A 25913-nucleotide genomic window follows, 5' to 3' on the forward strand; every position below is an offset into this window, starting at 1 on the left:
GGTCACAGCCCTGCCATATTGGCCCGGCCGAGTCCGGCGAGGCTGTCGCGGAGACGGTCGGCTTCGGCTCTGGGCAGTCCGGGGATCGTCGCATCGGTCGCGGCCGAGGCGGTGTGGAGTTTTACTGTGGCCAGTCCGAACATGCGATCGACGGGGCCGGCGTCGACGTCGACGAACTGCAGCCGACCATAGGGCACGACGGTGGCCTTGTGGAACATGATGCCGCGGCGGATGAGCAGGTCGTCGGCGCGTTCGGCGTAGCCGATGGCCTTTGCCTGCCGGAGGATGACGATGGTGGCAGCGATTCCGTAGACCAGGACGGCGATCCAGATGATGTGCAGCCAGGGCGCTTCGGCGGTGAAGACGATCGCGAGGACGAGACCGACGACAAGCAGCGGCACCGCGATGATCATAGTGGCGAGGACTTCTTTCAGCCCGTACTTCGGGCTGACCCGGTTGAAGGGCACATCGGTGCCGATGGAGAAGGAGAATTCTTCGTTCATGCTGTTTCAGCTCCCGGTGGGTCTTGGGGCGGGATCTCGCAGAAGCCCTCGACGATGAGGCCCACGATCATCAGCGCGGCGGCAGAGACCATGGCGACGAGCATACCGGCGGCGAGATCGTTGCGGATCCCCGGTGCGGACAGGAAGTAGTAGCCGGCATTGCCCAGGTACCATCCGGCCAGTCCCGCCCCGGTCAGGGCGCTGGCTTTGGCCATGACTGCGACGCGGGCCGCCTGGATCGGGTCGATCTCCTTGGTCCGGTCCCCGTCGTTCCATTTCTTGATCGGCCAGCCGAGGACGAGCAGGACGGCGGCGAGGACGAGCATGCCGATGATAGCGAACCAGGGCAGGCCCGGCAGTGAGAAGCCCTGGCTTTCGAGCACCACGTCGACCACGATAGCCAGCACCGTGCCGATCACGGCCCAGACGGCGAGGGTGGACGAGGACGTTCTGTGCATAGGTCTCAGTCTCTCAGATCGCAGTCGTCTATGGTGAGGTGATCCGAGTGACCTCCTGGTCGCCGAGTTCGGTCAGCACGGTGGTGATGGGACGTCTCCCCTCCGGTGTGAGGATGGCCGTGTCGCCGACGAGCTCGGCCCATGGTGCCAGTACGAAGGCACGTTCGTGGGCGCGCGGGTGCGGCAGCCTGAGACGGTCGGTGTCGCTGATGACTTCGTCTGCGCCGGAGCCGAAGCGGATGAGGTCGATGTCGAGTGTCCGCGGTCCCCAGCGCAGCTCGCGGGTACGCCCGCAGGCGACCTCGATCCCCTGGGCCACGGCCAGGAGCTCGATCGCTGTCAGGGTGGTGGAGACGATGAGTCCGAGGTTGAGGAAGTCGTTCTGCTCGACTCCGCCCCAGGGTGCGGTCCGGTACAGCGAGGATCGGCGCTCGACGCTGATGCCCGGGTGCCGGTCGAGGGCTTCGACGGCCTGGTCGAGGGTGTCGCGGGCATCGCCGAGGTTGGCCCCGAGGCTGAGGTACGCCTCCGCCCGCGAGTCCGGCTCGGTTCGGGACTCGACACGGCAGCGCTCGACACTGACGCTGACATCGTTGAAGGCCCGTCGGATCGGGGCCGCCGGCTTGTGGACGACGACCTCGACGTGTGCGCACAGGCTCAGACAGTGCTCGGCGATGCGTTCAGCGAGGGTTTCGATGAGGTCGAAGGTGTTGTTCTCGACGATGCCGGCGACGTCCTCGGCGAGTTCACCGTAGTGGATGGTCTCGCTCAGGTCATCGGTGGCCGCGGCGCGGCTGACCGAGGTGTGCAGGACGACGTCGATGACGAAGTCCTGGCCCTCACGTTTCTCGAACTCGAAGACACCGTGATTGCCGCGCACCGTCAGTCCGCGCAGCTCTATGCGATCGGGAGCGCCTCCCGCCTCGGTGCCGGTCATGCCTGTCCCCCGGTATCGGCCGGACGGGCGTTCGGGGCGTGGTCGGCCACGGCCGCGACGACGCGGCAGGCGATCGCCGAGGTGGCCGGGTCGTGGACGCGGACCGCCCAGGCTCCGGCCTGTGCGGAGATCGCCGAGATCGTGGCCGTCGCCTGATCCTTGGCCGCCTGTTCGGCGAGCTTCGGATCCGCGGGACTGATGAGGCTGGAGATGAACCGCTTCCGACTGGCCGCGACGAGCAGACGGTGGTCGAGTGCGGCGAATTCGTCGAGGGCGGCCAGGATCTGCCAATTGTGTTCGGCGTTCTTCGAGAATCCCAGACCGGGATCGACGATGATGTTCGCCGGGTCCACGCCGACCGCGATGGCTTCGTCGATGCGGGCGCGCAGCTCGGCGATCACCTCGGCGACGACATCCTCGTAGTGGAAGGTCGCCGACGCCTGGTCGAGGTAGCCGCGCCAGTGCATGAGGACGATGGGGGCCGCTGCCTCCGCAGCGACACCGAGCATGGTCGGGTCGGACTGTCCGGCGGAGACGTCGTTGATGATGTGGGCACCGGCGGCCAGCGACTCCCGGGCGACGCGGGCACGCATCGTGTCGACGCTGATCACCGCACCGGCGGCGGCGAGTTCACGGACGACGGGCACAACGCGGCGCAGCTCCTCGTCCTCGTCGACGCGCACCGAACCCGGCCTCGTCGACTCGCCCCCGACGTCGATGATGTCGGCGCCGGCGGTCATGAGTTCGAGACCGTGGGCGATGGCCTTGTCGTGGTCGAAGTAGAGTCCGCCGTCGGAGAAGGAGTCGGGCGTGACATTGAGCACGCCCATGATCTTCGTCTGCCGGTGCATCGCTGAATCGTCCATCGCCGGCTCAGCGTCCGAGGATCAGACTCATCGCTTCGGCGCGGGAGGCGCTTTCGCGCAGCTGGCCGCGCACGGCCGAGGTGATCGTCGAAGCCCCGGGCTTGCGGACCCCGCGCATTGTCATGCACAGGTGCTCGGCCTCGACGACGACGATGACTCCCTGGGGATCGAGATGCTCGACGAGGGCGTCGGCGATCTGCGAAGTCAGGCGCTCCTGCACCTGCGGGCGACGGGCGAAGACCTCGACCAGCCGGGCCAGTTTCGACAGGCCAGTGACCTTGCCCTGTCTGCTCGGAATGTATCCGATGTGGGCGACCCCATGGAAGGGGACCAGGTGGTGTTCGCACGTCGAGTACAGGTCGATGTCGCGCACGAGCACGAGCTCTTCGTGGCTGATGTCGAAGGTGACGCCGAGGACCTCTGACGGTTCGCGGTGGAGTCCGGCGAAGACCTCTTCATAGGCTCGTGCGACTCTGCCCGGAGTCTCGACGAGTCCTTCACGATCAGGGTCCTCGCCCACGGCGATGAGGATCTCACGCACGGCCGCAGCGATCCGGTCCTGGTCGACTTTGTTCTCATGCCCCGCTGGGGCAGGTCCGAGGCCGGCGGAGACCTCTTCGATATCGGCCATCAGATGCTGTTCCCTCTGTCGTCGTCGTTCGTGCCGGTGGTGTTCGGTCCCCCGTCGCCGGTCCGCCCAGGTCCGCCTGCAGGACCGCCGGGTCTGCCCGGTCCCGAGGTTCCGGGCTCATTCGGGTTCTGTGGACCCGGCGGGTTCTGCGGCACGTTCGGCCCGCTCACGCCCGAGGGGCCGGCCCCGGGCAGGTCGGTGGTGTCCACCTCGGCGCCTCCCGAGCCCTCACCGGTGTTCCGGCTGCTCGGCGACGACGGCGGGTCGATCGGTCCGCGTTCGGACACGGGACGGTCGTCATGGGCCAGCCAGACCTCGCGGATCGGGCGTTTGGCGACATCGGCGAAGATCGCCTCGAGCGCCGCCTGGTCGAGGGTCTCGCGTTCGAGCAGCTGATAGGCGAGGTTGTCGAGCACATCGCGATTGCGCGTCAGCGCCCAGTAGGCGTCGGCGTGGGCGGAGTCGATGAGCGTGCGGACTTCGCGATCGATCGAGGACAGGGTCGAGTCCCCGTACTCATCGCCGCCGCCGTAGCCGCGGCCGGCGAAGGGCTCGGACTGGTCGTCGCCGATCTTGACCATGCCCAGCTTCTCGCTCATGCCGTACTGGGTGACCATCTTGCGGGCGATGTTCGTCGCCTTCTCGATGTCGTTGCTCGCTCCCGTCGTCGGATCGTGGAAGACGATCTCCTCGGCGACCCGTCCGCCCATGGCATAGGCGAGCTGGTCGAGCAGTTCGTTGCGGGTCGTCGAGTACTTGTCCTCGCTGGGCAGCACCATGGTGTAGCCCAGGGCGCGACCGCGCGGGAGGATGGTGACCTTCGTGACCGGGTCGGTCTGGTTCATCGCCGCGGCCACGAGAGCATGTCCTCCCTCGTGGTAGGCGGTGACGAGGCGCTCCTTGTCGTTCATCAGCCGGGTCCGCTTCTGCGGACCGGCGATGACGCGGTCGATCGCTTCGTCCAGGATCCGGTTGTCGATGACCTTCGCGTTCTCGCGGGCGGTCAGCAGAGCCGCCTCGTTGAGCACGTTGGCCAGATCCGCGCCGGAGAACCCGGGGGTGCGCTTGGCGATCTGTGAGAGGTCGACTTCGTCGGCCAGCGGCTTGTCGGCGGCATGGACCTCGAGGATGTGCCGACGGCCCTTCATATCCGGAGCTTCGACGGGGATCTGGCGGTCGAAGCGGCCGGGACGCAGCAGGGCCGGGTCGAGGACATCGGGTCGGTTGGTCGCGGCGATGAGGATGACGTTGGTCTTGACGTCGAAGCCGTCCATCTCGACGAGCAGCTGGTTGAGCGTCTGCTCACGCTCGTCGTGTCCGCCGCCCATGCCGGCACCGCGCTGCCGGCCGACGGCGTCGATCTCGTCGATGAAGATGATGCACGGGGCGTTGGACTTCGCCTGCTCGAACAGGTCGCGCACGCGCGAGGCGCCGACGCCGACGTACATTTCGACGAAGTCGGAACCGGAGATCGAGTAGAAGGGCACTCCGGCCTCACCGGCGACGGCCTTGGCCAGGAGGGTCTTACCGGTGCCTGGCTGGCCGTAGAGGAGCACGCCCTTGGGGATCTTCGCGCCCACGGCCTTGAACTTCTCGGGTTCGGCGAGGAATTCCTTGATCTCCTCGAGCTCTTCGAGTGCCTCGTCGACTCCGGCGACGTCTTTGAAGGTGACGTCCGGGTTCTCCTTGTTGACGAGCTTGGCCTTCGATTTGCCGAAGTTCATCATCTTCCCGCCCGACATCTGGGAGATGAGGAACCAGAAGACGACGAAGATGATGACGAACGGGATGAGGGTGCCCAGCAGGGACATCAGCCAGCTCTGCTTGGGCACCTCGTCGGTGAAGCCCTTGTCCGGCGCGGCGGAGTCGACGGCCTTGATGACCTGGTCACCGCGCTGTTCGACGTAGAAGAACTGGACCTTCTTGCCGAAGTCCTTGCCATCGACCTTGTAGTCGTCCTTGAGGGTGAGGTCGACGCGCTGATCCTTGTCGACGATCTTGGCCTGTTCGACCTTGTCGTCCCCCAGCAGCTGCAGGCCCTGTTCGGTGTCGATCTGGCTGAATCCGGTCTGGCTGAAGAGCAGAGCGCCGATGGACACCACGAGCAGTGCCATGACGATCCAGACCAACGGGCCCTTCGTCGCCTTGTTGAGCAGCGGGCGACGTTTGTTCGACTCGGCCATAAGTCCTCTCAGGAAAAAGATGTGGGCAACCGCTTCAGGCTACCGAGGCTGCCTGGGAACATCCCCCACAGCCTAGTACTTCGCACCGTCATAGCCCGAATGCGCCCGGATCTGTTCCGTCACAGGCCCCAGGCCGCAGATCGGTTCGCCGCGGGCGCAATTCTGCGGCGGCGCGAGGGATCAGCTGTAGACGTGCTGAGCCAGGGTCGCGACGAAGGGCACGTTGCGGTACTTCTCCGCATAGTCGAGTCCGTATCCGATGACGAACTCGTTGGGCACGTCGAAGCCGACGTACTTGACGTCGATATCGACCTTGACGGCCTCGGGCTTGCGCAGCATGGTGCAGATCTCGACGGTGGCCGCCCCGCGGGTGCGCAGGTTCTGGACCAGCCAGGACAGGGTCAGACCGGAGTCGATCACGTCTTCGACGATGAGCACGTGACGGTCGGTCAGGTCGGTGTCGAGGTCCTTGAGGATGCGCACGACGCCGGAGGACTTCGTTCCCGAACCGTAGGAGGACACGGCCATCCAGTCCATCGTCACCGGCGAGTGCAGGGCCCGGGCGAGGTCGGCCATGACCATCACAGCACCCTTGAGGACGCCGACGAGGAGAATGTCTTTGTCCTTGTAGTCTTCATCGATGGCGGCTGCCAGTTCAACGAGTCGTGCGGCTATCTGCTCTTCCGAGACGAGTACCTTGTCGATGTCATTGCCGAGATCGTTGATGTCCACGGGTGTCGCTTCTCCTCAGATGGGGTCCTGGAGCTTCCATTATGGGTCACTTCCCCTCACCGGTGCCACTGCGCCCGGCGCCGATCGCCAGCTCTTCGTCGACGCTGCCCGGCCCGGCCGAGAGCCACCCGGTGATGCCCATGAGCGCGGAGATGCCGACCATCAGCCACAGCGGCACCGCCCAGCTCCCGCTCCATCCGAGCAGGCCGCCGACGGCCAGCGGCCCGATGGCTGCCAGCACATAGCCTGAGGACTGCACGAATGCGGAGGTGGCCGCCGTGACCGCGACCTCCCTCGTCCGGGAGGTGATGAGCGCGAGCGCGGCCGGGAAGGCGAATCCCCCGTAGCCGAGCAGGATCGCCCACACCACCGGCGTGGTCGCGGGGATGAACAGCAGTCCCAGGTAGCCGAGAACCGCGCTGGCTCCGAAGGAGACGAGGAAGACGCGTGGGGCGATGCTTCGCACGATGATCTGCGGAGCCAGGAACCCGCCCGGCAGCCCGCCGAACGTGACGACCGTGAGCATGATGCCGGCGAGCACCGGGTCGAGACCGGCGTCGCGGTAGATCTGGGGCAGCCACCCGAACTGGACGTAGGCATTGGCCGATTGGAGGCCGAAGAAGATCGCCATGTACCTGGCCTTCGGTGAGGCGAGCACCGAGCGCCGAGGCGGCTCTTCCTTCCGTTCGCCAGCGGCGGGGTCCTGCTGCCGCCCGAGATCGGGCACAGAACCGACCAGGCGCAGCACGGTCCAGGTGATGAGCGCCGACAGAGGCAGCACGAGCCAGAAGCCGAGCCCGAAACGCCAGTCGCCGAACTGTGCTGCCAGCGGCGCGGTGAGCAGAGCCGGCAGCATGGATCCGAGACCGAGTGAGACGGTGAAGGTCGTGGCGCCGAGCGTGGGCCGATGCGGGAACCGGGTCTTGACGTAGACGGGCAGGATGACGTTGCCGATCGACATCCCGGCCAGGGCGAGGACCGTGAGCAGGGCGAAGGACACCCACCCGGTGACGACCGCTCGGAGGCCGACGCCGAGGATGATGCAGGCGCAGCTGAGCAGCAGTGTGGAGAAGAGTCCGAGCCGCTTGAGCACGGGCACGGCGATGACGCCGCAGGCGGCGAACACGAGGCCGGGCAGGGCTGTGAGCAGTCCGGTCTGCCACTCGGCGAGCGAGAAGCCGGTCGTGACTTCGGACAGCACGGGACCGAGCGAGGACGCGGCCGGACGGAGCGAGGCCGCGATGAGCACGAGGCAGGCCAGGGCGAGTGCATCGAGGCCCCGAGTGCGGCGGAACCCGAACTCGGGCGTAGTCGTCATGGGCTCATCCTTCCAGACGTCTGTCGTCATCGTGCGACCGGACCGGGCAGCGGAAGCGATCGCATCCGACACGACAGACAGGCACAGCCTCCGATGGTATACCGTTGCGACTCCGTATTCTGGACCGATGACGATCGTGAAGAACGTGCGCCTCTTCCCGCGCACCGCAGATGCCCCTGCAGTCGATGTCGAGATCTCCGAAGGACGATTCTCCGGCGTCTCTCCGGCCTCGGACACTGCGCCGGGCCACAGCGAGGACGGGCCTCGGAGCAACGGGATCGGAGCCGAGGTCGTCGAGGGTGCAGGCCGGGTCCTGCTGCCCAGCCTCGGCGACGTCCATGCACACCTGGATTCGAACCGGATGGGCCAGACCTTCCGACCGCACACCTCCGACGGCACCCTGCACGGACTCATCATGGATGACCGGGAGAATTGGCGCCTGGGCGAGCGCAGCGTCGCCGGCCAGGCCGCATTCGCCCTCGGGACGATCATCGCCTCGGGTGGGACCCGCATCCGCTCGCACGCACAGGTCGACTCCGACTGCGGGCTCGAACGGTTCCACGGGGTCAAGGAGGCCCTCGACGCTCATGCCGATGTCCTCGACTTCCAGATCGTGGCCTTCCCGCAGGCGGGAATCGTGCGGGAGCAGGGCGTCCGGGAGCTGCTCGATGCGGCACTGAGCGAAGGCGCCGATCTCGTCGGCGGGCTCGATCCGCTGCTCTACGACCGTGATCCCGTCTCCCACCTCGACACCGTGTTCGATCTGGCCGAGAGCCACGGCAAGGGCATCGACATCCACCTGCACGAGTCCGGCACGGCCGGAGTATTCTCCCTCGAGGAGATCGCGGCGCGCACGAAGGCTCTGGCGATGTCCGGTCAGGTGACGGTCTCACATGCCTTCGCTCTGCATACGAACCCCGACGCCCAAGTGCGCAGGGTGCTCGACCTCCTCTCCGAGGCGGGAGTGGCACTGACCACTGTCGCTCCGCAGAACGGCGTGCTGCCCCAGGCGACGATCGCGGAGAAGCACATCGCCCTGGGTCTCGGCGAGGACGGGCAGCGCGATCACTGGAGCCCCTACGGCGACGGCGATCTGCTGCGGCGCGCCTGGCAGCTCGCGTTCACGAACGGGTTCCGCCGTGACGAGGACATCGAGCACTGCCTCGACATCGCCTCCCGCGGGGGTGCGCAGATCATGGCCGGCACCCGTCCGGACGGCTCGCCGCTGACCGAGGACGCGTGCTTCGGCCTGGCCGTCGGCGCCCCTGCCGATTTCATCCTGCTCGAGGCCGATACGGTCACCTCGGCGATCATGGACTGCCCGAGGGACCGAGACGTGTTCAGATCCGGTCAGCTCATCGCCTCCGGAGGAGAGCTGCTGGGTGGCCTGCGTCTGGGCTGAGCGTCACCTCCGACGTCGGCTGATCGCAACGGCGAGCGCGCCCAGACCGATGAGCACCGCACCACCGCCGAGGCCGGCCAAGCCGATCCCGGTCCGAGGAAGATGTCCCGCCGGACGTGAGACCTCCGAGTCGTCGGCATCAGCGGAAGCGCCGACGGCAGAGGAGCTGCCGGCGTCGGCTGCGGCCTCGGACCCTCCAGTGCCCTCATCACCGGAGGAGGCGGCGCCGGCATCATCAGAGGTCCCAGTGCCCGCTTCATCACTGTCACTGCCAGCGGCGTCCGCTCCGGAGGCGGCGTCCGCATCGCTGTCGGCGGCTTCGCCGGGCTCGGAGTCCCCTGCCGAGTCCGTGCCGGCCTCGGCTCCCTCAGCTCCCTCGGCTCCCTCGGCTCCCTCGGCTGACGAGTCTGCCTCATCGTCTGCCGCTGGCTCCTCCTCGTCGTTCTCGACGCTGTAGGTGATGAGGTTGCCTTTGTGGTCGCTCGGCCAGGCGGCCCGGGGTGTGAAGAACTCGTCCTGCGAATCATCTTCGACGAACTCATCGCGGACGACCGAAGTGCGCGGGCCCACGATCTTCGCCGCCGTGGCCTCGAGATCGTCGTCGGCGGAGTCGAACACGAAGTCGATCCGGTCCCGTTCGTCCGCTTTCGGCGTCCAGCTCAGGTCAGAGGCGGGGAAGGCCTGGTTTCCTGCCGGCCACGTCACACCGGGGTGTGTGATCTCGTCGGGGTGGACGTGTCGGTAGGCGTCAAGGTATCCGCCCTTCTCGAGCTCCATCGTCGAATCCCATGGCATGACGACTCCGTGATGGTCGTGCTGATCTTCGGCGCGCTCGGTCCAGTCGAGGTGTGAGGGCTCATTGAAGTCGCCTCCGATGAGCACCGAACGACCTTCGCCGCGGTCCTCCTCGGCGGCCTCGACCGTTCGTGCCACGGCTTCGCTGCGACCGGACTCGCGGTTGATCTCCGAGATCAGATCGGTGTCGGTGATCGGCCCGGACGGGATCTCATCCCATCCGTATTCGCTCGTCGGCAGCGGCGGCGGGGTCCCTCCGCCGTAGCCCCGGGGCAGGTAGTTCGCGTAATAGCGGTACTCGAGATGACCGGAATACACCGCGACTTCCTGACCTCCGAGGTCGAGGACGGCTCTGGCGAACCCGTCTGCTGCCGACGACTCCGTGATCGGGAAGCGGGAGACGACTCCGGCGTCGAGCGTGGACTTGCTGGACGTTTCGAGGCCGCGACTGTTGAGTTCCCGGCTGATCGACTTCGCTGCCGATCCGGCTTCGGAGAGCATGATGACGTCAGCGCCGCTCTCCTCGATGACGTCTGCGATGCGTTCGATGCCCTCGGGGATCTGAGTCCCCTGATGCCAGATGTTGAGCTGCAGCACCGTGAATTCGTCGATCGTCGCCGACGGCGGCTGGGCCGCGGCAGCCGACGCAGGAAGGGGGCTCACCGCGTTCCCCAGCGCCAGAGCCAACGCTGTTCCAGCGCAGAGCAGTGAGCTTCGTCGGGACGAAACAGACCTCAGGGACAAACCGGACCTCTCTCTGAATAAGGGGCTGACCAGGAACATCATAGTGATCCCGGCCGTCTCGGCCCGTCCGTTCCGCCTGCCGGCACCTGAGGTTCAGCGCCTGTTCATTCGCAGGACGCCTTGTCGGTCCGATGTTCCGTCGTTCTCGACGCGGCCGAGGGCGACCGAGGTCGTCAGCGAGCCTTGACCGCCCGTTGGAAGACCACGCGGCCCTGCTCGACGAGGAGTTCGGTGTCACCCGGCAGGGACAGCCGGCCGCGACCCCCGTTGCGGATGAGGGCGCTGAGTTCGGCGACCCTGGCCGCACCGAGATTCTGGGCGGGCACACCGAGTGAGATCACCCAGTCGCGGAGGACTCTGCCCAGGACCGCGTCCTCGAGCCCCGTGAAGCTCTCGAGAGGCAGCGAAGCGAGCCCGCGCAAGTGCGCCCCCGCTTCTGCGGCCCGGGCGTCGAGGTAGTCGGCGTCTGCTCGGCACAGGTCAGCGGTGCGAGCGAGGTTCGCTGCGATCGGCTGACCGAGTTCGGCTTCGAGGCCTGCCAGCAGCCGGCGCGTCCGCACTCGGGCGAAGGCGGTGTCGGCATTCATCGGGTCGTCCCAGATCTCGATGCCCTGCGCCCGGCAGGCCGCTTCCGTCTGCTCCCGGTCGAGGCCGAGCAGCGGGCGCAGCAGCCGACCGGTGCGCGGGCTCATGCCGGCCAGGGACCGGGTGCCCGATCCGCGCATGAGTCCGAGCAGAACCGTCTCGGCCTGATCGCTGCGGGTGTGGGCGGTCAGCGTCCAATCGGCTCCTGCGTTCGTTCGTGCGGACTCGAGTGCGGCGTAGCGTGCGTTCCTCGCCGCAGCCTCGAGCCCTTCGTCCGTCGCGCTGACATCGACACCCACGACCTCGGCGGGCATACCCCAGGACTCGGCAGTGGCGGCGACTCGGTGGGCCACCTCGGCCGTCTCGGATTGGAGCCCGTGGTCGACGGTGACGGCGCGGGCGCGGATGTCGCCTCGGCGGTGGAGGAAGGCGCAGGCGTGGAGCAGCGACATCGAGTCCGCTCCCCCGGACACGGCGACGATGAGCTCGGGCACGACCGCGCCCTCCGCCCCGCTCACAGGACCCGAAGGCAGGTCGGCCGCGGCGGCGAGACACGCCCGCACGGCGTTGCGGACGGCGCCGCTGGCAGGATCGAGGGTCGGTCGCCTCGGCGGAATGCGGTCAGCCATGGACACGGTCGAGCCAGAGCCGCGGTTCGTGGATCTCTTCGGTGCTCGGCAGGTTGGCCGGTTCGGTGTAGATGTGGGAGAAGCCCTTCTGTCCGACCTCGCGGCGGACTACGCGGACGAACTTCGCCCCGTCGCGGTACTGAGCGAGCTTGAGGTCCATCCCGAGCAGATTCGACAGGAAGCCGCCCTGACCCGCGTCCCGGCGCGCTTCGAACTTCCGGCGCAGTCTGCGCACGCTCGGGATCACATCGGCCCCGACCTCGTCCATGACGACATCGGCATGGCCTTCGAGCAGAGAGAGGATCGCGGTGGCCTCGTCCAGGGCCGCCCGCATCTCCTCGTCCCGAATGAGATCGACGAGGCTGGCCTCGCCCTTGAGGATGCGTCCGACCGTGGCGAAGAGATCCACGATCCCTCCGAGTTCGGGCATGCCGACGCGGGTCGACACGACGCCCGAGAGCAGAGAGCGCATATGGTCGCGCAGCCAGGGTGCGGTGGCGAACTGGACCTGGTGGGTGGCTTCGTGGAGGGCGACCCACATACGGAAGTCTCGAGCGTCGACCTGCATGGCCTCCTCGGCGATGAGCACGGCCGGGGCGACGAACATCAGTCGTCCGGTCTCGACGGCGAAAGGATCGAACTGACCGAGCACTCGGGTCGAGAGCAGGGACAGCACACCGGCGATCTCGACGGCGGCGCCCTTGGCGGTGGTCGGCCCGACGGGCGCCGGCAGAGCGGCCTCGTCGACCATGCCGTTGACGGACTGGGCGTTGGCCTTGACCCAGCCGACTTGGTCGAGCACGAGCACAGTCCCGGCGGCCAGTCGGGTCCGCACATCATCGGCGTGTGCGGGGTCGAGCAGGAAGGAGTTGAGCACCAGATCCTGCGCGGTCAGCGCATTGTCCTTCATTCCGGTCACGAGATCATCGAGTTCACCGGGGTCGGGGACCTGCGCGGCGGAGACGAGCTCGCGGGCGGTGCGGGCGGCGAACCTCTCATCGACGATCATCGGCAACCGCAATTCGCAAGGGCGGTGACGATGTCGTCCACAGTCTTCCTGGCTTCCAAGATCTTGTCCTTGTCCACGTCGTCGATTTGGATGGAGAACACGAGGTAGCGTCCCTCGGCGTCGAGCACGCCTCCGGCCAGGGAGGTCACGGTCGACAGTGTTCCGGTCTTCGCGTGCACCACTCCGGTGGCGTTCCTCTCCTTGGCGAATCTGTCCGTCAGGGTGCCCGTCAGGCCTCCGACCGGGAAGTGGCTGATGAGGCCGGCGAGCGAATCATCGGCGTCGACGGAGGCCTGGAGAACGGTCGTGAGGTCATGTGGGGCGATCCGATTGTCGTAGGACAGCCCCGAGGTGTCCACCAGGTGGGTGCGTCCGAGATCGATCGAGTCGCCGAGGGCCGAGAGCACAGCCCGCGGGCCGGTCTCGAGGCTCCCGTCCTCCCCTTGGGCGATCGCGACCTCGTTGCCGAGCATCTCGGCGACGACATTGTCGCTGTGGACGAGGGCGTACTCGACGATCTCGGAGATCGTCGCCGATTCGACCCGGGCGATCTCCTCGGCACCTTCGGATGCGGGTGCGCGCTGCTCGGCGCGGTTGACGGTGATTCCGGTCCTCTTCAGCTCCTTCTCGAAAGCTGCGAAGGCATCGGCGGCCGGGTGCTCGCTGCGCGCGCGCCACTCCCTGTCCTTCGAACCGATGTAGGCAGTGTCGATCATCAGCGGACGGATCGGGGTGATCACGCCCTTGGCGATGTCGGATCTCTCCCACCCTGAGTCGAAGGGCTCACCCGTGTACCGGCTCGTGTCCAGGCCCAGAGTCACCTCGGTGACGTCGTCGGCCTTGAGCGCCTCCGCAGTGTCCTCGGCCAGCGTGCGCAGCCCACCGTGCCCATTGACCGAGCCCGGATCGGAATCCCCGGACGAGAGCAGCACGTCCCCTCCCCCGGTCAGGGTCAGCGTGCCCGTCTCCTCGTCGAAGCTCGTCGTCGTCGCCAGGCGCTTCTCCCCGCCGATGGACGTGAGTGCCGCAGCCGCGGTGAGCACCTTGGTCACCGAGGCGGGTGTGCGAGGCTTCGTCTCGTTCTTCGCGTAGAGGATCTCGTCGCTGAGGCCGTCCCGGACTTCGAGGCCGAAGCCCTTGACCTCGGATGCTTCGAGGATGGCATCGATCTTCGCCGGGACCGTCGTCGGCACGGGCGCGGAATCATCGACCGCCGAGGTCGGTGCGGGCACCCGGGTGCCATGAGCGTCAGGCCTGGGGACGGCCTGGACTTCGATCGGCGGGTCGGTGGTGAGGATGCCGGGAAGTTCGGGAACGAGGTCGTAGGCGTCGACGACGGCGTAGGCCCCGAGAGCGAGCACGAGGACTCCGGCGGTGACGGCGCCTCCTTTCCTCCGCCTCCTGCGACGCTTCACGGCGGTGCGGTCGGCGCGTGGAGAATCGGACTCCGGCGGGTGCGGTGGGTCCGCCTCATCGGGGATGTCGTTCAAACGCGCTCTCATTCCTCGACGACCGGGCTGCGGTCGCCGTCGGTGGACGGTGACGGGGACTTGTACCATCTATTCTAGTGATGCACCCCTAACGTGAAGGAGCACTATGGAACTGTTGGCCACAATCGAGATTCCGCGCGGATCTCGCAACAAGTACGAGGTCGATCACGAGACCGGTCGAGTCAAGCTCGATCGCTACCTCTACACCTCGATGCAGTATCCCGCCGATTACGGCTTCATCGAGGACACTCTCGGAAACGACGGTGACCCGCTCGACGTGCTCGTGCTGCTGCCCGAGCCCCTGTTCCCCGGTGTGCTCATCGACGTCCGCCCCATCGGCATGTTCCAGATGGAGGACGAGGCCGGCGGCGACGACAAGGTGCTGGCTGTGCCTGCCGGAGACCCCCGCTGGGACGACGTCAACGACATCTCCGACGTCGACAAGTTCACGCTCGACTCGATCGAGCACTTCTTCAGCCGGTACAAGGACCTCGAGCCCGGCAAGTACGTCAAGGGTTCGAGCTGGGCGGCCCGTGAGGCCGCCGAGGCCGAGATCAACGCCTCCATCGAACGCTTCAAGGCAGAGGGACACTGAGCCTCTCCCCGCTCTTCGTCTGATCTTCGACCGCCCGGATGCTCTCGTCCGGGCGGTCTTCTCATTCACAGTCCGTGATGTCGGTCACGATTTATTAGGTGACCCTAAGGGGCAGTGTGAGCCAGGTTATGCGATTGTCGAGTCATGAAACTCGATCATGTGTCATACGCCAGTGAACCCGATGGCTACCGTGCGACCGCCGAGCGGATCTCGGAGAAGCTCGGAGTGGTTCCCTACGACGGCGGTGTGCATCCTCGATTCGGCACCAGAAATCTCATCTTCCCCCTCGCGAACGGCCACTACCTCGAAGTCGTGGAAGCCTTGGAGCACCCGGCCGCTCTCTCGACCCCTTTCGGCCAAGCGGTTCGGGCTCGGTCCGAACTCGGAGGCGGCTGGATGGGCTGGTGCGTATCGGTCGATGATCTCGCCGAAGTCGAGACCCGCCTCGACCGCAAGGCCGTCGACGGCAACCGCACACCTGAGTCCGGTCTGGAACTCAGGTGGCTGCAGATCGGGGTCAAGGGGCTCATCGCCGATCCCCAGCTCCCGTTCTTCATCAAGTGGTCCGCCGACTCCTCGCAGCATCCGTCGACCTATAAGACCAATGGCGACGTGTGCATCGACACCCTGCAGATCGCCGGCGATCGGGACCGTCTGCGTGACTGGCTGGGAACCCAGGTCGCCAAGCCGATCCCAGAGATCCACATCGACTGGTCCGCGCCTCATGGGACGCCGGGCATCATGTCGGTGAGCTTCGAGACGAAGAACGGCCCCATCACCATCTGAGGCTCACACTCGCCGCTGTCGCCGAGACAAAGGTGGAGCACCGTTGTCTCGGCGCCGCTGCTGCGGCTCAGTCGGCGGAAGTCTCCTTCACCGCCTCCTCTGCGCCATCGGCAGCGAACGCATTCTTCCTCCGCAGATGAGCCGCGGTGGCCATGGCACCGCCGACGGCGAGGAGCCCGGCACCGCCGCCGAGCAGAGGCAGAGTGCCGTCCGCACCGGTCCACGGCAGCTCACCTCCGTCCGAGCCGCCCGCTCCGGCGCCCGAACCGCTGCCGCTGCCCGAACTGCCGCTGCCGCCGCCCGTACCGCCGCTGCCGGAGTCTCCGGCCCCGCCGCTGCCGCCGGACCCGCCTGCGCCCGTATCACTGCCGGCGTTCGACGCCGCGCTCGCGGCTGCGGCCTCCTTCGCCCCGTCCTGAGAACTGTCCGTCGAACCGGACTCGCCGGCCTCCGTGCCCTTCTCATCCCCGTTCGAATCAGCGTCCTCGGTCGACCCGCTGCCGTCGGCCGAACCGTTCTCATCGGATGCGTTCTCATCCGCACCATCGGCGTCGGCGTCCTTCGGCGGATCCGTCGGATCCGGATCCGCTCCGCCGTCGCCCTTGATCACTTGGACGACCGTCGGGCGGGGCAGTGCGGCGACTCCCCGCTCGACGTCGGTCTCGTCCACATAATCGGGGAACTGCGAATGCTGAGCGGACCATTCGCCGTCCTCGCCCGGATGCTGGACGGCCACGAAGGCCGAATCGTACTCATCGTGCACAAGCGGTCCACACACCTCGGCCTCGCGCGGCACGGAGAGGAACTGCTCGACCCGACCGCGCTGCTCGCCGTCGATCGTGACCCTGAACAGCCCATCGCAGTACCCGATGCCGTCGGGGGCGCCGTCGGTGGAGATCCACAGATTGCCCGCGGTGTCGAAGGCGACATTGTCCGGGCACGAGATGGGTGAGACCTGATCTGCGGGAAACCCCGAGAAGTATGTGGCGTCCCCCTGCTTCGGGTCGCCGCAGACGATGAGCAGCGTCCAGTCGAATTCCGTTCCGGTGTGGTCACCGGAACGCTCGGTGATCTCGACGATGTGCCCGTCTCTGTTCTCGGTTCGCGGGTTCGTCTCGTCGGCCGCGGCCTTCCCGCCGGTGCCGCGATCGGAATTGTTCGTGCAGGCGACATAGATGCGCCGGTTGACCGGGTTCGGTTCGACGTCCTCGCAGCGGTCCATCTTCGTGGGCCCGACCTTGTCCGCGGCCAGTCGGGTGTTGACGAGGACCTCCTCGACGGAGAATCCCGACACCTGCGACTTTCCGTCCTTGACCAGCGGCAGCCACTGACCGGTGCCGTCGAATTCGCCGTCGGAGGGCACGTCTCCGCTGCCGTCGATCTCGGACTTCGGCGAGTTGCCGGTGAACTTCGCGACGAAGAGGTCGCCTTCGGTCAGCAGAGTCTTGTTGTGCTCGCGGTCGCCATCGACATAGGTGCCTTTGGACACGAACTTGTAGAGGTAGTCGAACTTCTCGTCATCACCCATATAGGCCACGGCATGGCCCGAGTCGGAGATCGTGATGTTCGCACCTTCGTGCTTGAACCGACCCATGTTCGTGTGCTTGAGCGGCGTGGAATCCGGATCCCACGGATCGACCTCGACGATCCATCCGAAGCGGTTCGCCTCGTTGGCGTATCCGGCATTGTTCGTATCGAAGCGATCGAGGTCGGCCTCCCAGCCGTTGGCCGAATCCTCGCTGCTCAGTCCGTAGCGTCTGTCTGCCGCTGAGGCGCCCTGCGCTTTGAAATAGGAGTTGAAGTTCTCCTCACCGGAGACCAGGGTCCCCCAGGGGGTGAGCCCGCCGGAGCAGTTGCCGAGGGTGCCCTGCACCCTGTCGCCGTTCGGGTAGTCCTTCGTCCTCAGCAGGTCGGAACCGGCGGCCGGTCCAGTGAACTCGTATTCGGTGTCGATGAGGAAGCGGCGGTTCCTCTCTCCGTTGACATCGACTCTCCACGTGGACTTCTCATCCCTGCGGTTGAGTTCGGCAACGGTCAGTCCGTGGGCTTCCCGGCTGATCGCTCGTTTGTCGGCCTCGTCCATGTCGTCGGGGTACATGATGGCGTCGTTGGTGTACTCCTGGTTCGCGAACAGCACCGCCCGGTTCGGGTCCCTGTCGTCGACCTGGATCGAGAGGAAGTCGTTGTTGTACCCGAACTGACGGCGTTGGGACTCCGGACTCTGGTTCTCCGGGTCGAACTTCGGAGAGTCGGGGAACAGCGGATCGCCCCACCGCACGACCGGGTGCCAGGTGTAGCCGTCGGGGACGATGAACTCGTCGACTTCGTGCTGGACCGGATCGATGGCGGCGAAGTCGAGGCTGCCGGCGTCGGCGGCTGCCGCACGGCGAGCCGTCGGGCTCGGCGCGGTGGTCACCGCGACTGCCAGAGCTCCTGCCGCAGAGGCTCCGAGAACGGCACGCCGGCTGAGCTTGGCATCGACGATATCGCGGAAGTAGCCGTTCGAGGAGGTGTTGCACGTCGCCTTGAGGCAGGCGTTATCGCATTTCAGGGCGCAGGTGACCGGGCTGCGCTTGCCTCGCACATGGGCGGCCATCGGCAGAAGTCGTCTCATCGGTTCTCTCCTCGGTTCGGAACTGGGACTCCCTCCTGGCGCCCGCAGCTGCGACGAGCGGTTCCGGAGGGCTCACTGGACCGAGCCTTCCAGTGCCAGCTGGCCCGATTTCAACCCGACGATGAACGGAGTGTGAACCCCGAACGATCTGTGGATATCAGTTTGAGCCGCTTCAGGCGAGGTCGACGAGGGCGAGCACTCCCGGTGCCAGGAATCCCACCGCGTCGATGGCGAAGTGCGCCCACACCAGCGGCATGAGACGCCCCTTGCGCAGGAAGTACCAGCCGAAGATGATGCCCATGGCGAGGTTGCCGATGAACGGGCCGATGCCCTGGTACAGGTGGTAGCTGGCGCGGAAGACGGCAAGAGAGATGATGATCGTCCAGGGACCGTATCCGAGCTGCCGCAGCCGCTGCGCACCGAAGCCGAAGATGATGACCTCTTCGAGGATGCCGTTCTTCGCCGCCGAGAGGATGAGCACCGGAATGGTCCACCAGTGGTCGCCGAGGTTGGCCGGCTGGACCTCGGCAGTGATCCCCAGCGCTCTGCCAGAGGCATAGACACCGAGGGTGCCGGTTCCGATGACGAGGAAGATGAGGAGCCCGTGCCCGAGGTCCCTGGCTCGCTGTCCTTCGGCGCCGAGGCGGGCGCGGAGGCGACGCGGATCACGGTCGCGCGTGAGCAGGTAGAGGGCCAGCGCGACGGGTACGAGGGTGAAGGCGATGTCGAGGAGCTGGTAGACCAGGTCGAAGCCGGGTCGGGACGACAGAGACGTGTTGAGCTTGGCCTGGGCTTCGCTGATCGGCCCGCGAGTGGCGATGTCGGCCAGGCGGACGATCGCGTAGACCGCCGACTGTCCCAGGGACAGCGCCGCGACGAGTCCGAGCTCGAACCACAGGCGCGTTCTCTCCTGCGGTTCGAGCTCGGTCGTCATGAACTCAACTGTAGCCGGGGCGGCTCAGTGTTTGGGCTCGTGTCCTCCGTCGCTGCTGCGCGGCGTGGAGCTGCGCAGACTGAAGTCAGTCGCCCCTGGCCCGGAGTCCTCGCCGGACGGATCGGCTTCTTCCGTCTGCGACGTTCTTTCCGGCACGGAGTCCGTCGACCCCGGATCCGCCGATTGCATCGGTTCCTGCGCCGTCCCCGCTGCCGGGCCCCCGGCACCGATGCCCGCGCCGGCCGACGGCCGTTCGGTGGTGCGGGCGTCCGCGCGTGCCTCGGCGGCGTCGAGGACCTGGCCGCGGGCCGTGTTCTTCACATACTTCTTCTCGGCCCGCCGTTCCTTGGCGCCTTCGAGCAGCAGGTAGAGCACCGGCACGAGGATCAGCGTGAGCAGGGTCGAGCTGACGAGGCCGCCGATGACGACGATCGCCAGCGGTTTCGAGATGAACACTCCCCCACCGGTCAGGCCGAGTGCCATCGGCAACAGCGCGAAGATCGTGGCCGCCGCGGTCATGAGGATCGGACGGTAACGCAGCCGGGCGCCGTGGACGATCGCAGTGCGCAGGTCGACTCCGCGCAGCCGGAAGTGGTTGATGAGGTCGATGAGCACGATCGCGTTCGTGACCACGATGCCGATGAGCATGAGCAGACCGATCATCGACGTCAGGCCCAGCGGCGTATCGGTCAGCAGCGACAGCGCGATCGAACCGGTGGCCGCGAACGGAATCGAGACCAGGAGGATCAGCGGCTGCAGCAGCGACTTGAACGTGGCGACCATGATGACGAAGACGATGAGGATCGCGGCGAGCATCGCCAGCCCCAGCTGTGCGAACGCTTCGTTCTGCTCCTGGGTCGCACCTCCGGTGTCGACGCTGACCGAATCCGGCAGGTCCACCTCGTCGAGGGCGGACTGCACATCGGCCGAGACCGCACCGAGGTCGTCGCCTTCAGGGGTCACCGAGACGGTGGTCGAACGCTGCGAATCCGTGTGCCGGATCGTCGGAGCGGTCTTGACCTCCTTGACGTCGGCCACATCATCGAGCTTGATGAACCGCGGTTCCGACGTCGCGGGTGCGCCGGCCATGGCCCCGGGGTCACCGGCAGCACCGGCTCCCCTGTCGCCACCAGCGCCGCCGGCCGAGCCAGCACCTTCGCCCCCGGCCCCACCTGCGCCGCCAGCGCCTTCGCCGCCGGCGGCACCGGCACCACTGCCGCCGCCGGCGGCACTGCCACCAGCACCGCCTGCCGCTCCCGCACCACCGGCCGCTGGGGCCGTCGCCTTCGGCTTGCCGGGGATCTTGAGGTCACGCAGCTTCTCCACGGTGTCGGCATTGCGGTCGAAGAGCATCACCGAGTGGGAGACATCGTCGATGACGACCTCGCCGATCTGCTGTCCGTGCATCGCTCGCTGCACGTACTGGCCGATGGAGGCTTCGGTGAGGTTCTCCTTCGCAGCCTTCTTGTGATCGACCTTGACCTCGATGACGGGCTGGACCGCTTCGACATCGCTGGTGACCGACTGGGTCCCCGAGACGCCGTCGAGCTTGTCCGTGACCTTCTTCGTCGCGTCCTCGAGCTGCTTCGGGTCCGAAGCCGAGAGTGTGATGTCGATCGTCTGCGAACCGGGAGCCGAGCTCTGGCTGAGCACCTCGACGTCACCGACGCCCTCGAGATCGTCGAACTGCTTCTGCAGATCGGTGGAGATCGACTGTGCAGAGACTCCGGACTTCGAATTGACGATATAGGTGCCCGTCAGCGAGGAGTCGTCGGTGTATCCGAAGGTCGAGCCGCCCAGGGACAGCTGATAGGACTCGACGTCGCCGGCATCGGCGAGGATCTTCTCAACTCTCTCAGCCTGTTCCGAGGCCTCATCGAGATCCGTGCCCGGGTCGAACGTCTGCGAGATCTGGAGGGAATCCTGACCAGTGTCCCCGAACAGCTCGGTCTTCAGCTGCGGGATCATCGCCCCGGTGCCGGCCAGCACGAGGACGGCGACGAGGATCATCACGATCGGATGCTTCGTCGAGAACGAGATGGCCGGCATATAGGTCTTCTGCAGCCGCGTCACCGGCGAATGCATGCCAGCGAGCTCGTCGACCTCCTCGGTGCCGTCCTCGGATTCGCCGTAGCGCGGATGGTTCGCTGCGACTCCGGCGGCCCCGCCCCGGGGTGAGCTCGAGGCTTCCTCGGCCCTGTCCCCGTCCGTGGTCTCCTCGGCGCCGGCAGAGATGTCGCGTTTCCTCTCCGCCTTCTTCGCGGCCCTCTTCTCCGACCGCCAGCGGGTGAGCATGGTCTTGCGGCTGCGGCGGATCTCGGCCTTCTCCGCGCGGCTCAGCTTCACCTTGGCCTCTCGCTGGCGCAGGAACCAGTAGGCGAGGACGGGAACGATCGTCAGCGCCACGAACAGCGAGGACAGCAGGGCGATGGTCGCGGTCAGGGCGAAGGGCCGGAACATCTCACCGGTCTGCCCGGTGACGAAGGCCAGCGGCAGGAACACCGCCACGGTCGTCAGGGTCGAGGCTGTGATCGCTCCGGCCACCTCGGAGACGGCCGCGAGGATGTTCGAGAACTTGTCACCGCCGGAGGCATGCCGTCGTCTGATCGCCTCGATGACGACGATGGAGTCGTCGACGACGCGTCCGACGGAGATCGTCAGCGCGCCGAGGGTGAGCATATTCAGCGTCTCCCCACCCATCCACAGGCCGACCAGCGCAATGAGGAGGGACAGCGGGATCGAGATCGCGGTGATGATCGTCGCCCGCACTGAGAGCAGGAAGACGAGGATGACCAGGACGGCGAAGAGCAGACCGAGCCCGCCTTCGTTGAGCAGGTCGTGGATCGACTGTTCGATGAACGGCGCCTGATCGAACGCGGAGACGAACTCCGTGTTCTCGCCCATCGTCTTCTCGAGTTCGGGCAGCTTCTCGGCCACCGCGTGCGAGACATCGACGGTGTTCGCATCGGATTCCTTCATCACCGACACCGACAGCGAGGGCTGGCCGTTGGTCCGCGAGATCGATTCGACGGGTTCATCGACGAGTTTGACGTCGGCGACGTCGGAGACCGTGATCGGGCCGTCCTCCCCGCTGATGACGAGGTCCTTGATCGCGTCGAGGGAACGGATGCGGGTGCCGACCTCGACCGGGGCCGTACCGTCGGCCCCCTTGAGTTCACCCGCCGAGGTGGGCACGCCGTTGGACTGGAGGATCCCAGCCACCTCGTCGAGGTTGGCTCCTTCGTCCTCGAGGTCGTCGCGTCGGATGCTGATCTCGACCTGTTTGGTCTTCGCCCCGGCGATCTGGACCTGGGAGACGCCGTCGATGCGTTTGAGCTCCGGTTCGACGATGTCTTCGAGATCCGCTGCCAGGTGGTCCTCATCGGCGTCGGAGGTCACGGACAGCGCGAGCACCGGGATGTCGTCGGTGCCCATCATCATCACATTGGGTTCGACCCCTTCGGGCAGGGTCGGCTGCACCTGGGAGACGGCACGCTGCAGGGCCTTGATGACGTCATCGGAGTCGTCGCCGTACTTCGTGCTCACAGTGATCTGCGAGCTGCCCGCCGACGAGGTCGAAGTCATGTCCTCGACCTCGGGCAAGGCAGTCAGCGCCCCTTCGAGCGGGTCGGTGACCTCGGATTCGACGGCTTCGGGAGTGGCGCCCTCATAGGAAGCGCTGACTGTGGCCTGCGGGTTCTCGAGCGAGGGGAACAGTTCTTGTTTGAGAGCCCCGGCTCCGATGACGCCGAAGATGACGGCGACGACGGAGATGAGCGCGATCAGCGCCCGGTTCTTCAGGCTCAGCCGGGTCAGGAAACTCACGAGGGGGACTTTCTTATCGAAGGCAGGGCGCCGACGAAGCACGCCGACGTGACCATCCTAGTGAGTGTCCGATGAGAGTCACATGAGGAAAACCTGACTCCTCAGGCTCCGGCAGCCGCACCTCGCACTTCCCGCGGACGGGTCTCCCGCCCGAAGAACCAGAGACCGGCGGCGATGACGCCGAGGACGCCGGTGAGCAGGAACGCCCAGGAGTAGTCGAAGCGGTCGACGATCGCGCCGGCGATGATGGGGCCGACGATGGCACCTCCGTCGAGGGCCATCTGATACTTCGCGAGCACGCGGCCGCCCTTGCGCTCGCGCCCGATGACATCGGCGACGGTCGCCTGCTGGGCGGGATTGGCCAATCCCGAGCCGATGCCGGCGACGACGGAGAAGACGAAGAACACCCAGATCGCGTCGGTGAACGCCAGGGCCGCGGTGGTCACGCCGAGGACGAACAGACCCCATTGGATGAAGGGTTTGCGGCCGAGCGTGTCCGCGAAGCGTCCGACGACGGTCACTGCCGAGGCATTGCCGATGGCGAACATCGTCAGGGCCAGACCGGCCACAGCGGTGTCGGCCTGCAGCGCCTGGATGGCGAACAGCGGATAGATCGCCACCCGGATGCCCATCGCCGACCAGCCTTGGACGAATGCAGAGATCAGCGCGGACCGATATGCGGAGTCCTTCCACGCCTGGCGGAAGGTCATGACCTCCTGCTGCGGTTCGTTCTTGGCCGCTTCCAAGCGTGCGCGCCCGGGCTTCGTCGAGGAGCCGAAAGCCGCAGTCGAGGCCAGGAAGACGCGAACGACGATGGCCGCCAACAGCAGGCCGACGGCGTAGATGACGAATGGGATGCGCATCCCCCAACCGGCCATGGCCCCGCCGAGGACGGGGCCGGCGATATTGCCGACGAGGAAGGCGGTGGCATAGGTCGACGAGGCCTTCGCGCGGGCATCGATCGGGGCGAGCCGGACGATGAGCGCCATCGCCGAGACGCTGAACATCGTCGAACCGATGCCTCCGAGTCCGCGGAAGATCAGCAGCTGCCAATAGTTCTGGGCGAAGGCCACAGCGGCGGTGGAGGCGGCGACGATGAGGAGCCCGGTGATGTAGATCCGGCGTTCTCCGAAGGCATCGACGAGGCGGCCGGACGAGGGCGAGAAGACGAAGCGGAAGAACGCGAAGGATGAGACGACGATGGTGGCGGCAGTGACGCCGAAGTCGAAGCTCGCCGCGAACTGCGGAAGGACGGGGGCGATGATCCCGTAGCCGAGCGCAACGATGAACGCCGCAGCGACGAGGACGTAGATCTCCTTGGGCAGTCTTCGGCCGGCCCGATCGGCAATCGCGACATCGGTCGTCGCCTTGTCGTTGTCCGCGGTCACAGGGTATCGAGGAACTGCTCGGGGCTGGGAAGGGGGCGGGTGCTCGAGGCCAGCCGCTGACGGTACCGTTCGGGCACGGCTCCGATGTAGAACCATCCCATGAGGAGTTCGGAGTCCTCCAGCCGGTGGAGTCGCCGGACCGGTGGTGTGTTCGCCAAGGTCCCCGATCGCCACATCACTCCCCAGCCGGCCTGCCAGAGGGCGAGTTCGAGCAGGTGTCCGGCACCGGCGGCGGTGGCACGCTGCTCCCATTCGGGGACTTTCTCGTGCTCGGTCGGTGAGCACACGAGCGCGAGCAGGAGTTCGGCTCGCAGAGGCTTCCTGTTGACCTCTCCGGGTTCGCGAACCACACCGGCGGCCTCGTCGAGTGCCGCACCGAGGCGGTGCCGGTCGTCTCCGCGGAGGATGAGGAAGCGCCAGGGCCGCAGGCCCTTGTGGTCGGCGACCGACGAGACAGCCCGGATCAGCTCGAGCAGGTCTGAGTCGCTGGGTGTCTCCGGATCGACCTTGGAGATCGAACGGCGGGTGGACATGGCGTAGAGGACGGGATCGCCGACGATGTCGATCGATGAGGGCATCGAATAGTCCGGGCCTCGATGAGTGTGAGCAGTGTCGGCGGAGTCGGGATCGGCTTCTGACGCCTCCGGAGATTGCCGGGCGTCCTGGGCGGCCAGAGCCTTCGCCCACGGACCGGTGCTGCCGTCGAGGAAATGGGCTCGCGCACGTTCCCGTTCGAGCTTGCCGGCTTTCTTCTCCGCGCACTCTGCGGTCTGCCCGGAACGATGCCGGTGCTTCTTCTCTTTGTGCTTGTCCTTCTTGTGTCTGCCCATCAGCTCACCCATTCGGCGAAAGCCGCGCGGGCACGGCTGAGCTTCGGGTCGATGATGACGCGGCAGTATCCGCTGTCCGGGTTCTCGGTGTAGAAGTCCTGATGGACCGCCTCGGCGGGGTAGAAGGTCCCCAGAGGTTCGAGCGTGGTGACGATCGGAGCGTCGAAGAGCTTCTGGGCAGACTCGATGGCCTGGGCAAAGTGCTCACGTTCCGTTTCATCGCGGTAGAACATCGCCGACCGGTACTGGGTTCCGACATCGTAGCCCTGACGGTTGAGGCTCGTGGGGTCGTGGCCGGTGAAGAAGAGCCCGAGGATGATGTCTTCGGGAACGGTCTCGGCGTCGAAGGTCACCTGCAGCGCTTCGGCATGACCGGTGGTGCCGCTGCAGACCTCCCGATAGCCGGGATCGTCGGTGTGTCCGCCCGTGTACCCGGAAATCACTTCGGTCACACCAGCGGTCCGCTGGTAGACGGCGTCGAGGCACCAGAAGCAGCCGGCGCCGAGGGTGAGGGTGCGAAGATCACTCATATCTCGTACAACGATGACGCTCTCAGGTTATTCCCCGTCGCCGCGAATCCTCAGACGCCGCAGGCGACCGTCATCGATGTCGAGGCCCAGCCGCAGCCTGCTGGTCGAACCACCATTGCTGACCTAACC

Annotated in this window: 21 protein-coding genes; 3 read left to right on the forward strand and 18 right to left on the reverse strand. The window is 66.5% G+C overall.

What is annotated here, in order from left to right:
* Positions 1-2: 2 nt before the first annotated feature.
* The 8 genes from IIE29_RS13825 to IIE29_RS13860 form a co-directional block, all read right to left on the reverse strand.
* Positions 3-503 carry a PH domain-containing protein gene (locus tag IIE29_RS13825; RefSeq protein WP_209325868.1) on the reverse strand — a complete coding sequence of 167 codons (501 nt, stop codon included), beginning with the start codon at positions 501-503 and terminating at the stop codon, positions 3-5.
* Positions 500-961, reverse strand: coding sequence for a DUF3180 domain-containing protein (locus IIE29_RS13830; RefSeq protein ID WP_209325869.1), 462 nt, complete (start codon positions 959-961; stop codon positions 500-502). The genes IIE29_RS13825 and IIE29_RS13830 overlap by 4 nt, the downstream gene beginning before the upstream one ends.
* A 28-nt stretch (positions 962-989) precedes the next feature.
* Positions 990-1898: a 2-amino-4-hydroxy-6-hydroxymethyldihydropteridine diphosphokinase gene (folK, locus tag IIE29_RS13835; protein ID WP_209325870.1), complete on the reverse strand. Its 909-nt coding sequence runs from the start codon at positions 1896-1898 to the stop codon at positions 990-992.
* Positions 1895-2764, reverse strand: coding sequence for a dihydropteroate synthase (gene folP / locus IIE29_RS13840; protein WP_246475952.1), 870 nt, complete (start codon positions 2762-2764; stop codon positions 1895-1897). The genes folK and folP overlap by 4 nt, the downstream gene beginning before the upstream one ends.
* A 7-nt stretch (positions 2765-2771) precedes the next feature.
* Positions 2772-3395 carry a GTP cyclohydrolase I FolE gene (gene folE / locus IIE29_RS13845; protein WP_209325871.1) on the reverse strand — a complete coding sequence of 208 codons (624 nt, stop codon included), beginning with the start codon at positions 3393-3395 and terminating at the stop codon, positions 2772-2774.
* Positions 3395-5578, reverse strand: a complete 2184-nt coding sequence (ftsH, locus tag IIE29_RS13850) for an ATP-dependent zinc metalloprotease FtsH (RefSeq protein ID WP_209325872.1) — start codon at positions 5576-5578, stop codon at positions 3395-3397. Before ftsH ends, folE begins: the two co-directional genes overlap by 1 nt.
* A gap of 180 nt (positions 5579-5758) precedes the next feature.
* Positions 5759-6310, reverse strand: coding sequence for a hypoxanthine phosphoribosyltransferase (gene hpt, locus IIE29_RS13855; protein ID WP_209325873.1), 552 nt, complete (start codon positions 6308-6310; stop codon positions 5759-5761).
* Positions 6311-6356: 46 nt separating this feature from the next.
* A complete protein-coding gene (locus tag IIE29_RS13860; protein ID WP_209325874.1) occupies positions 6357-7628 on the reverse strand; it encodes an MFS transporter in 1272 nt (423 codons plus the stop codon).
* A gap of 127 nt (positions 7629-7755) precedes the next feature.
* Between IIE29_RS13860 and IIE29_RS13865 the strand changes: the two genes are divergently transcribed.
* A complete protein-coding gene (locus IIE29_RS13865) occupies positions 7756-9030 on the forward strand; it encodes an amidohydrolase family protein (protein ID WP_209325875.1) in 1275 nt (424 codons plus the stop codon).
* 3 nt (positions 9031-9033) lie between these two features.
* Here the strand turns inward: IIE29_RS13865 and IIE29_RS13870 are convergent, their stop codons facing one another.
* The 4 genes from IIE29_RS13870 to dacB form a co-directional block, all read right to left on the reverse strand.
* Positions 9034-10488, reverse strand: coding sequence for an endonuclease/exonuclease/phosphatase family protein (locus IIE29_RS13870; protein ID WP_209325876.1), 1455 nt, complete (start codon positions 10486-10488; stop codon positions 9034-9036).
* Between the two features lie 254 nt (positions 10489-10742).
* Positions 10743-11783 (reverse strand): tRNA lysidine(34) synthetase TilS, encoded by a 1041-nt coding sequence (gene tilS / locus IIE29_RS13875; protein WP_209325877.1) that lies wholly within the window; start codon positions 11781-11783, stop codon positions 10743-10745.
* Entirely contained in the window at positions 11776-12792 is a 1017-nt protein-coding gene (locus IIE29_RS13880; protein ID WP_209325878.1) for a zinc-dependent metalloprotease, read from the reverse strand. Before IIE29_RS13880 ends, tilS begins: the two co-directional genes overlap by 8 nt.
* Entirely contained in the window at positions 12789-14282 is a 1494-nt protein-coding gene (dacB, locus tag IIE29_RS13885; protein ID WP_246475953.1) for a D-alanyl-D-alanine carboxypeptidase/D-alanyl-D-alanine endopeptidase, read from the reverse strand. The genes IIE29_RS13880 and dacB overlap by 4 nt, the downstream gene beginning before the upstream one ends.
* A 106-nt stretch (positions 14283-14388) precedes the next feature.
* On the opposite strand from dacB, the gene IIE29_RS13890 reads away from it, so the two are divergent.
* Positions 14389-14877, forward strand: a complete 489-nt coding sequence (locus IIE29_RS13890; RefSeq protein ID WP_209325880.1) for an inorganic diphosphatase — start codon at positions 14389-14391, stop codon at positions 14875-14877.
* 144 nt (positions 14878-15021) lie between these two features.
* Entirely contained in the window at positions 15022-15663 is a 642-nt protein-coding gene (locus IIE29_RS13895; RefSeq protein WP_209325881.1) for a VOC family protein, read from the forward strand.
* Between the two features lie 67 nt (positions 15664-15730).
* On the opposite strand, the gene IIE29_RS13900 is transcribed toward IIE29_RS13895, so the two are convergent.
* The 6 genes from IIE29_RS13900 to msrA all read right to left on the reverse strand — a co-directional run bounded on the left by IIE29_RS13900 (position 15731) and on the right by msrA (position 25784).
* On the reverse strand, positions 15731-18277 hold the full coding sequence (locus IIE29_RS13900) for a PhoX family protein (RefSeq protein ID WP_209325882.1): 2547 nt from the start codon (positions 18275-18277) through the stop codon (positions 15731-15733).
* A gap of 172 nt (positions 18278-18449) precedes the next feature.
* The gene (locus IIE29_RS13905; protein WP_209325883.1) at positions 18450-19211 is read right to left on the reverse strand and encodes a CPBP family intramembrane glutamic endopeptidase; all 762 of its coding nucleotides are present in this window, start codon (positions 19209-19211) and stop codon (positions 18450-18452) included.
* 24 nt (positions 19212-19235) lie between these two features.
* Positions 19236-23036, reverse strand: a complete 3801-nt coding sequence (locus IIE29_RS13910) for an efflux RND transporter permease subunit (protein ID WP_343071908.1) — start codon at positions 23034-23036, stop codon at positions 19236-19238.
* Between the two features lie 101 nt (positions 23037-23137).
* Positions 23138-24424, reverse strand: coding sequence for an MFS transporter (locus tag IIE29_RS13915; RefSeq protein WP_343071909.1), 1287 nt, complete (start codon positions 24422-24424; stop codon positions 23138-23140).
* Positions 24421-25254, reverse strand: coding sequence for a nitroreductase family protein (locus tag IIE29_RS13920; RefSeq protein WP_209325885.1), 834 nt, complete (start codon positions 25252-25254; stop codon positions 24421-24423). Before IIE29_RS13920 ends, IIE29_RS13915 begins: the two co-directional genes overlap by 4 nt.
* Positions 25254-25784, reverse strand: a complete 531-nt coding sequence (gene msrA / locus IIE29_RS13925; RefSeq protein WP_209325886.1) for a peptide-methionine (S)-S-oxide reductase MsrA — start codon at positions 25782-25784, stop codon at positions 25254-25256. The genes IIE29_RS13920 and msrA overlap by 1 nt, the downstream gene beginning before the upstream one ends.
* Positions 25785-25913: the final 129 nt, after the last annotated feature.

Origin of the sequence: Brevibacterium renqingii, from assembly GCF_017808095.1 — a bacterium.
GTDB lineage: Bacteria > Actinomycetota > Actinomycetes > Actinomycetales > Brevibacteriaceae > Brevibacterium > Brevibacterium renqingii.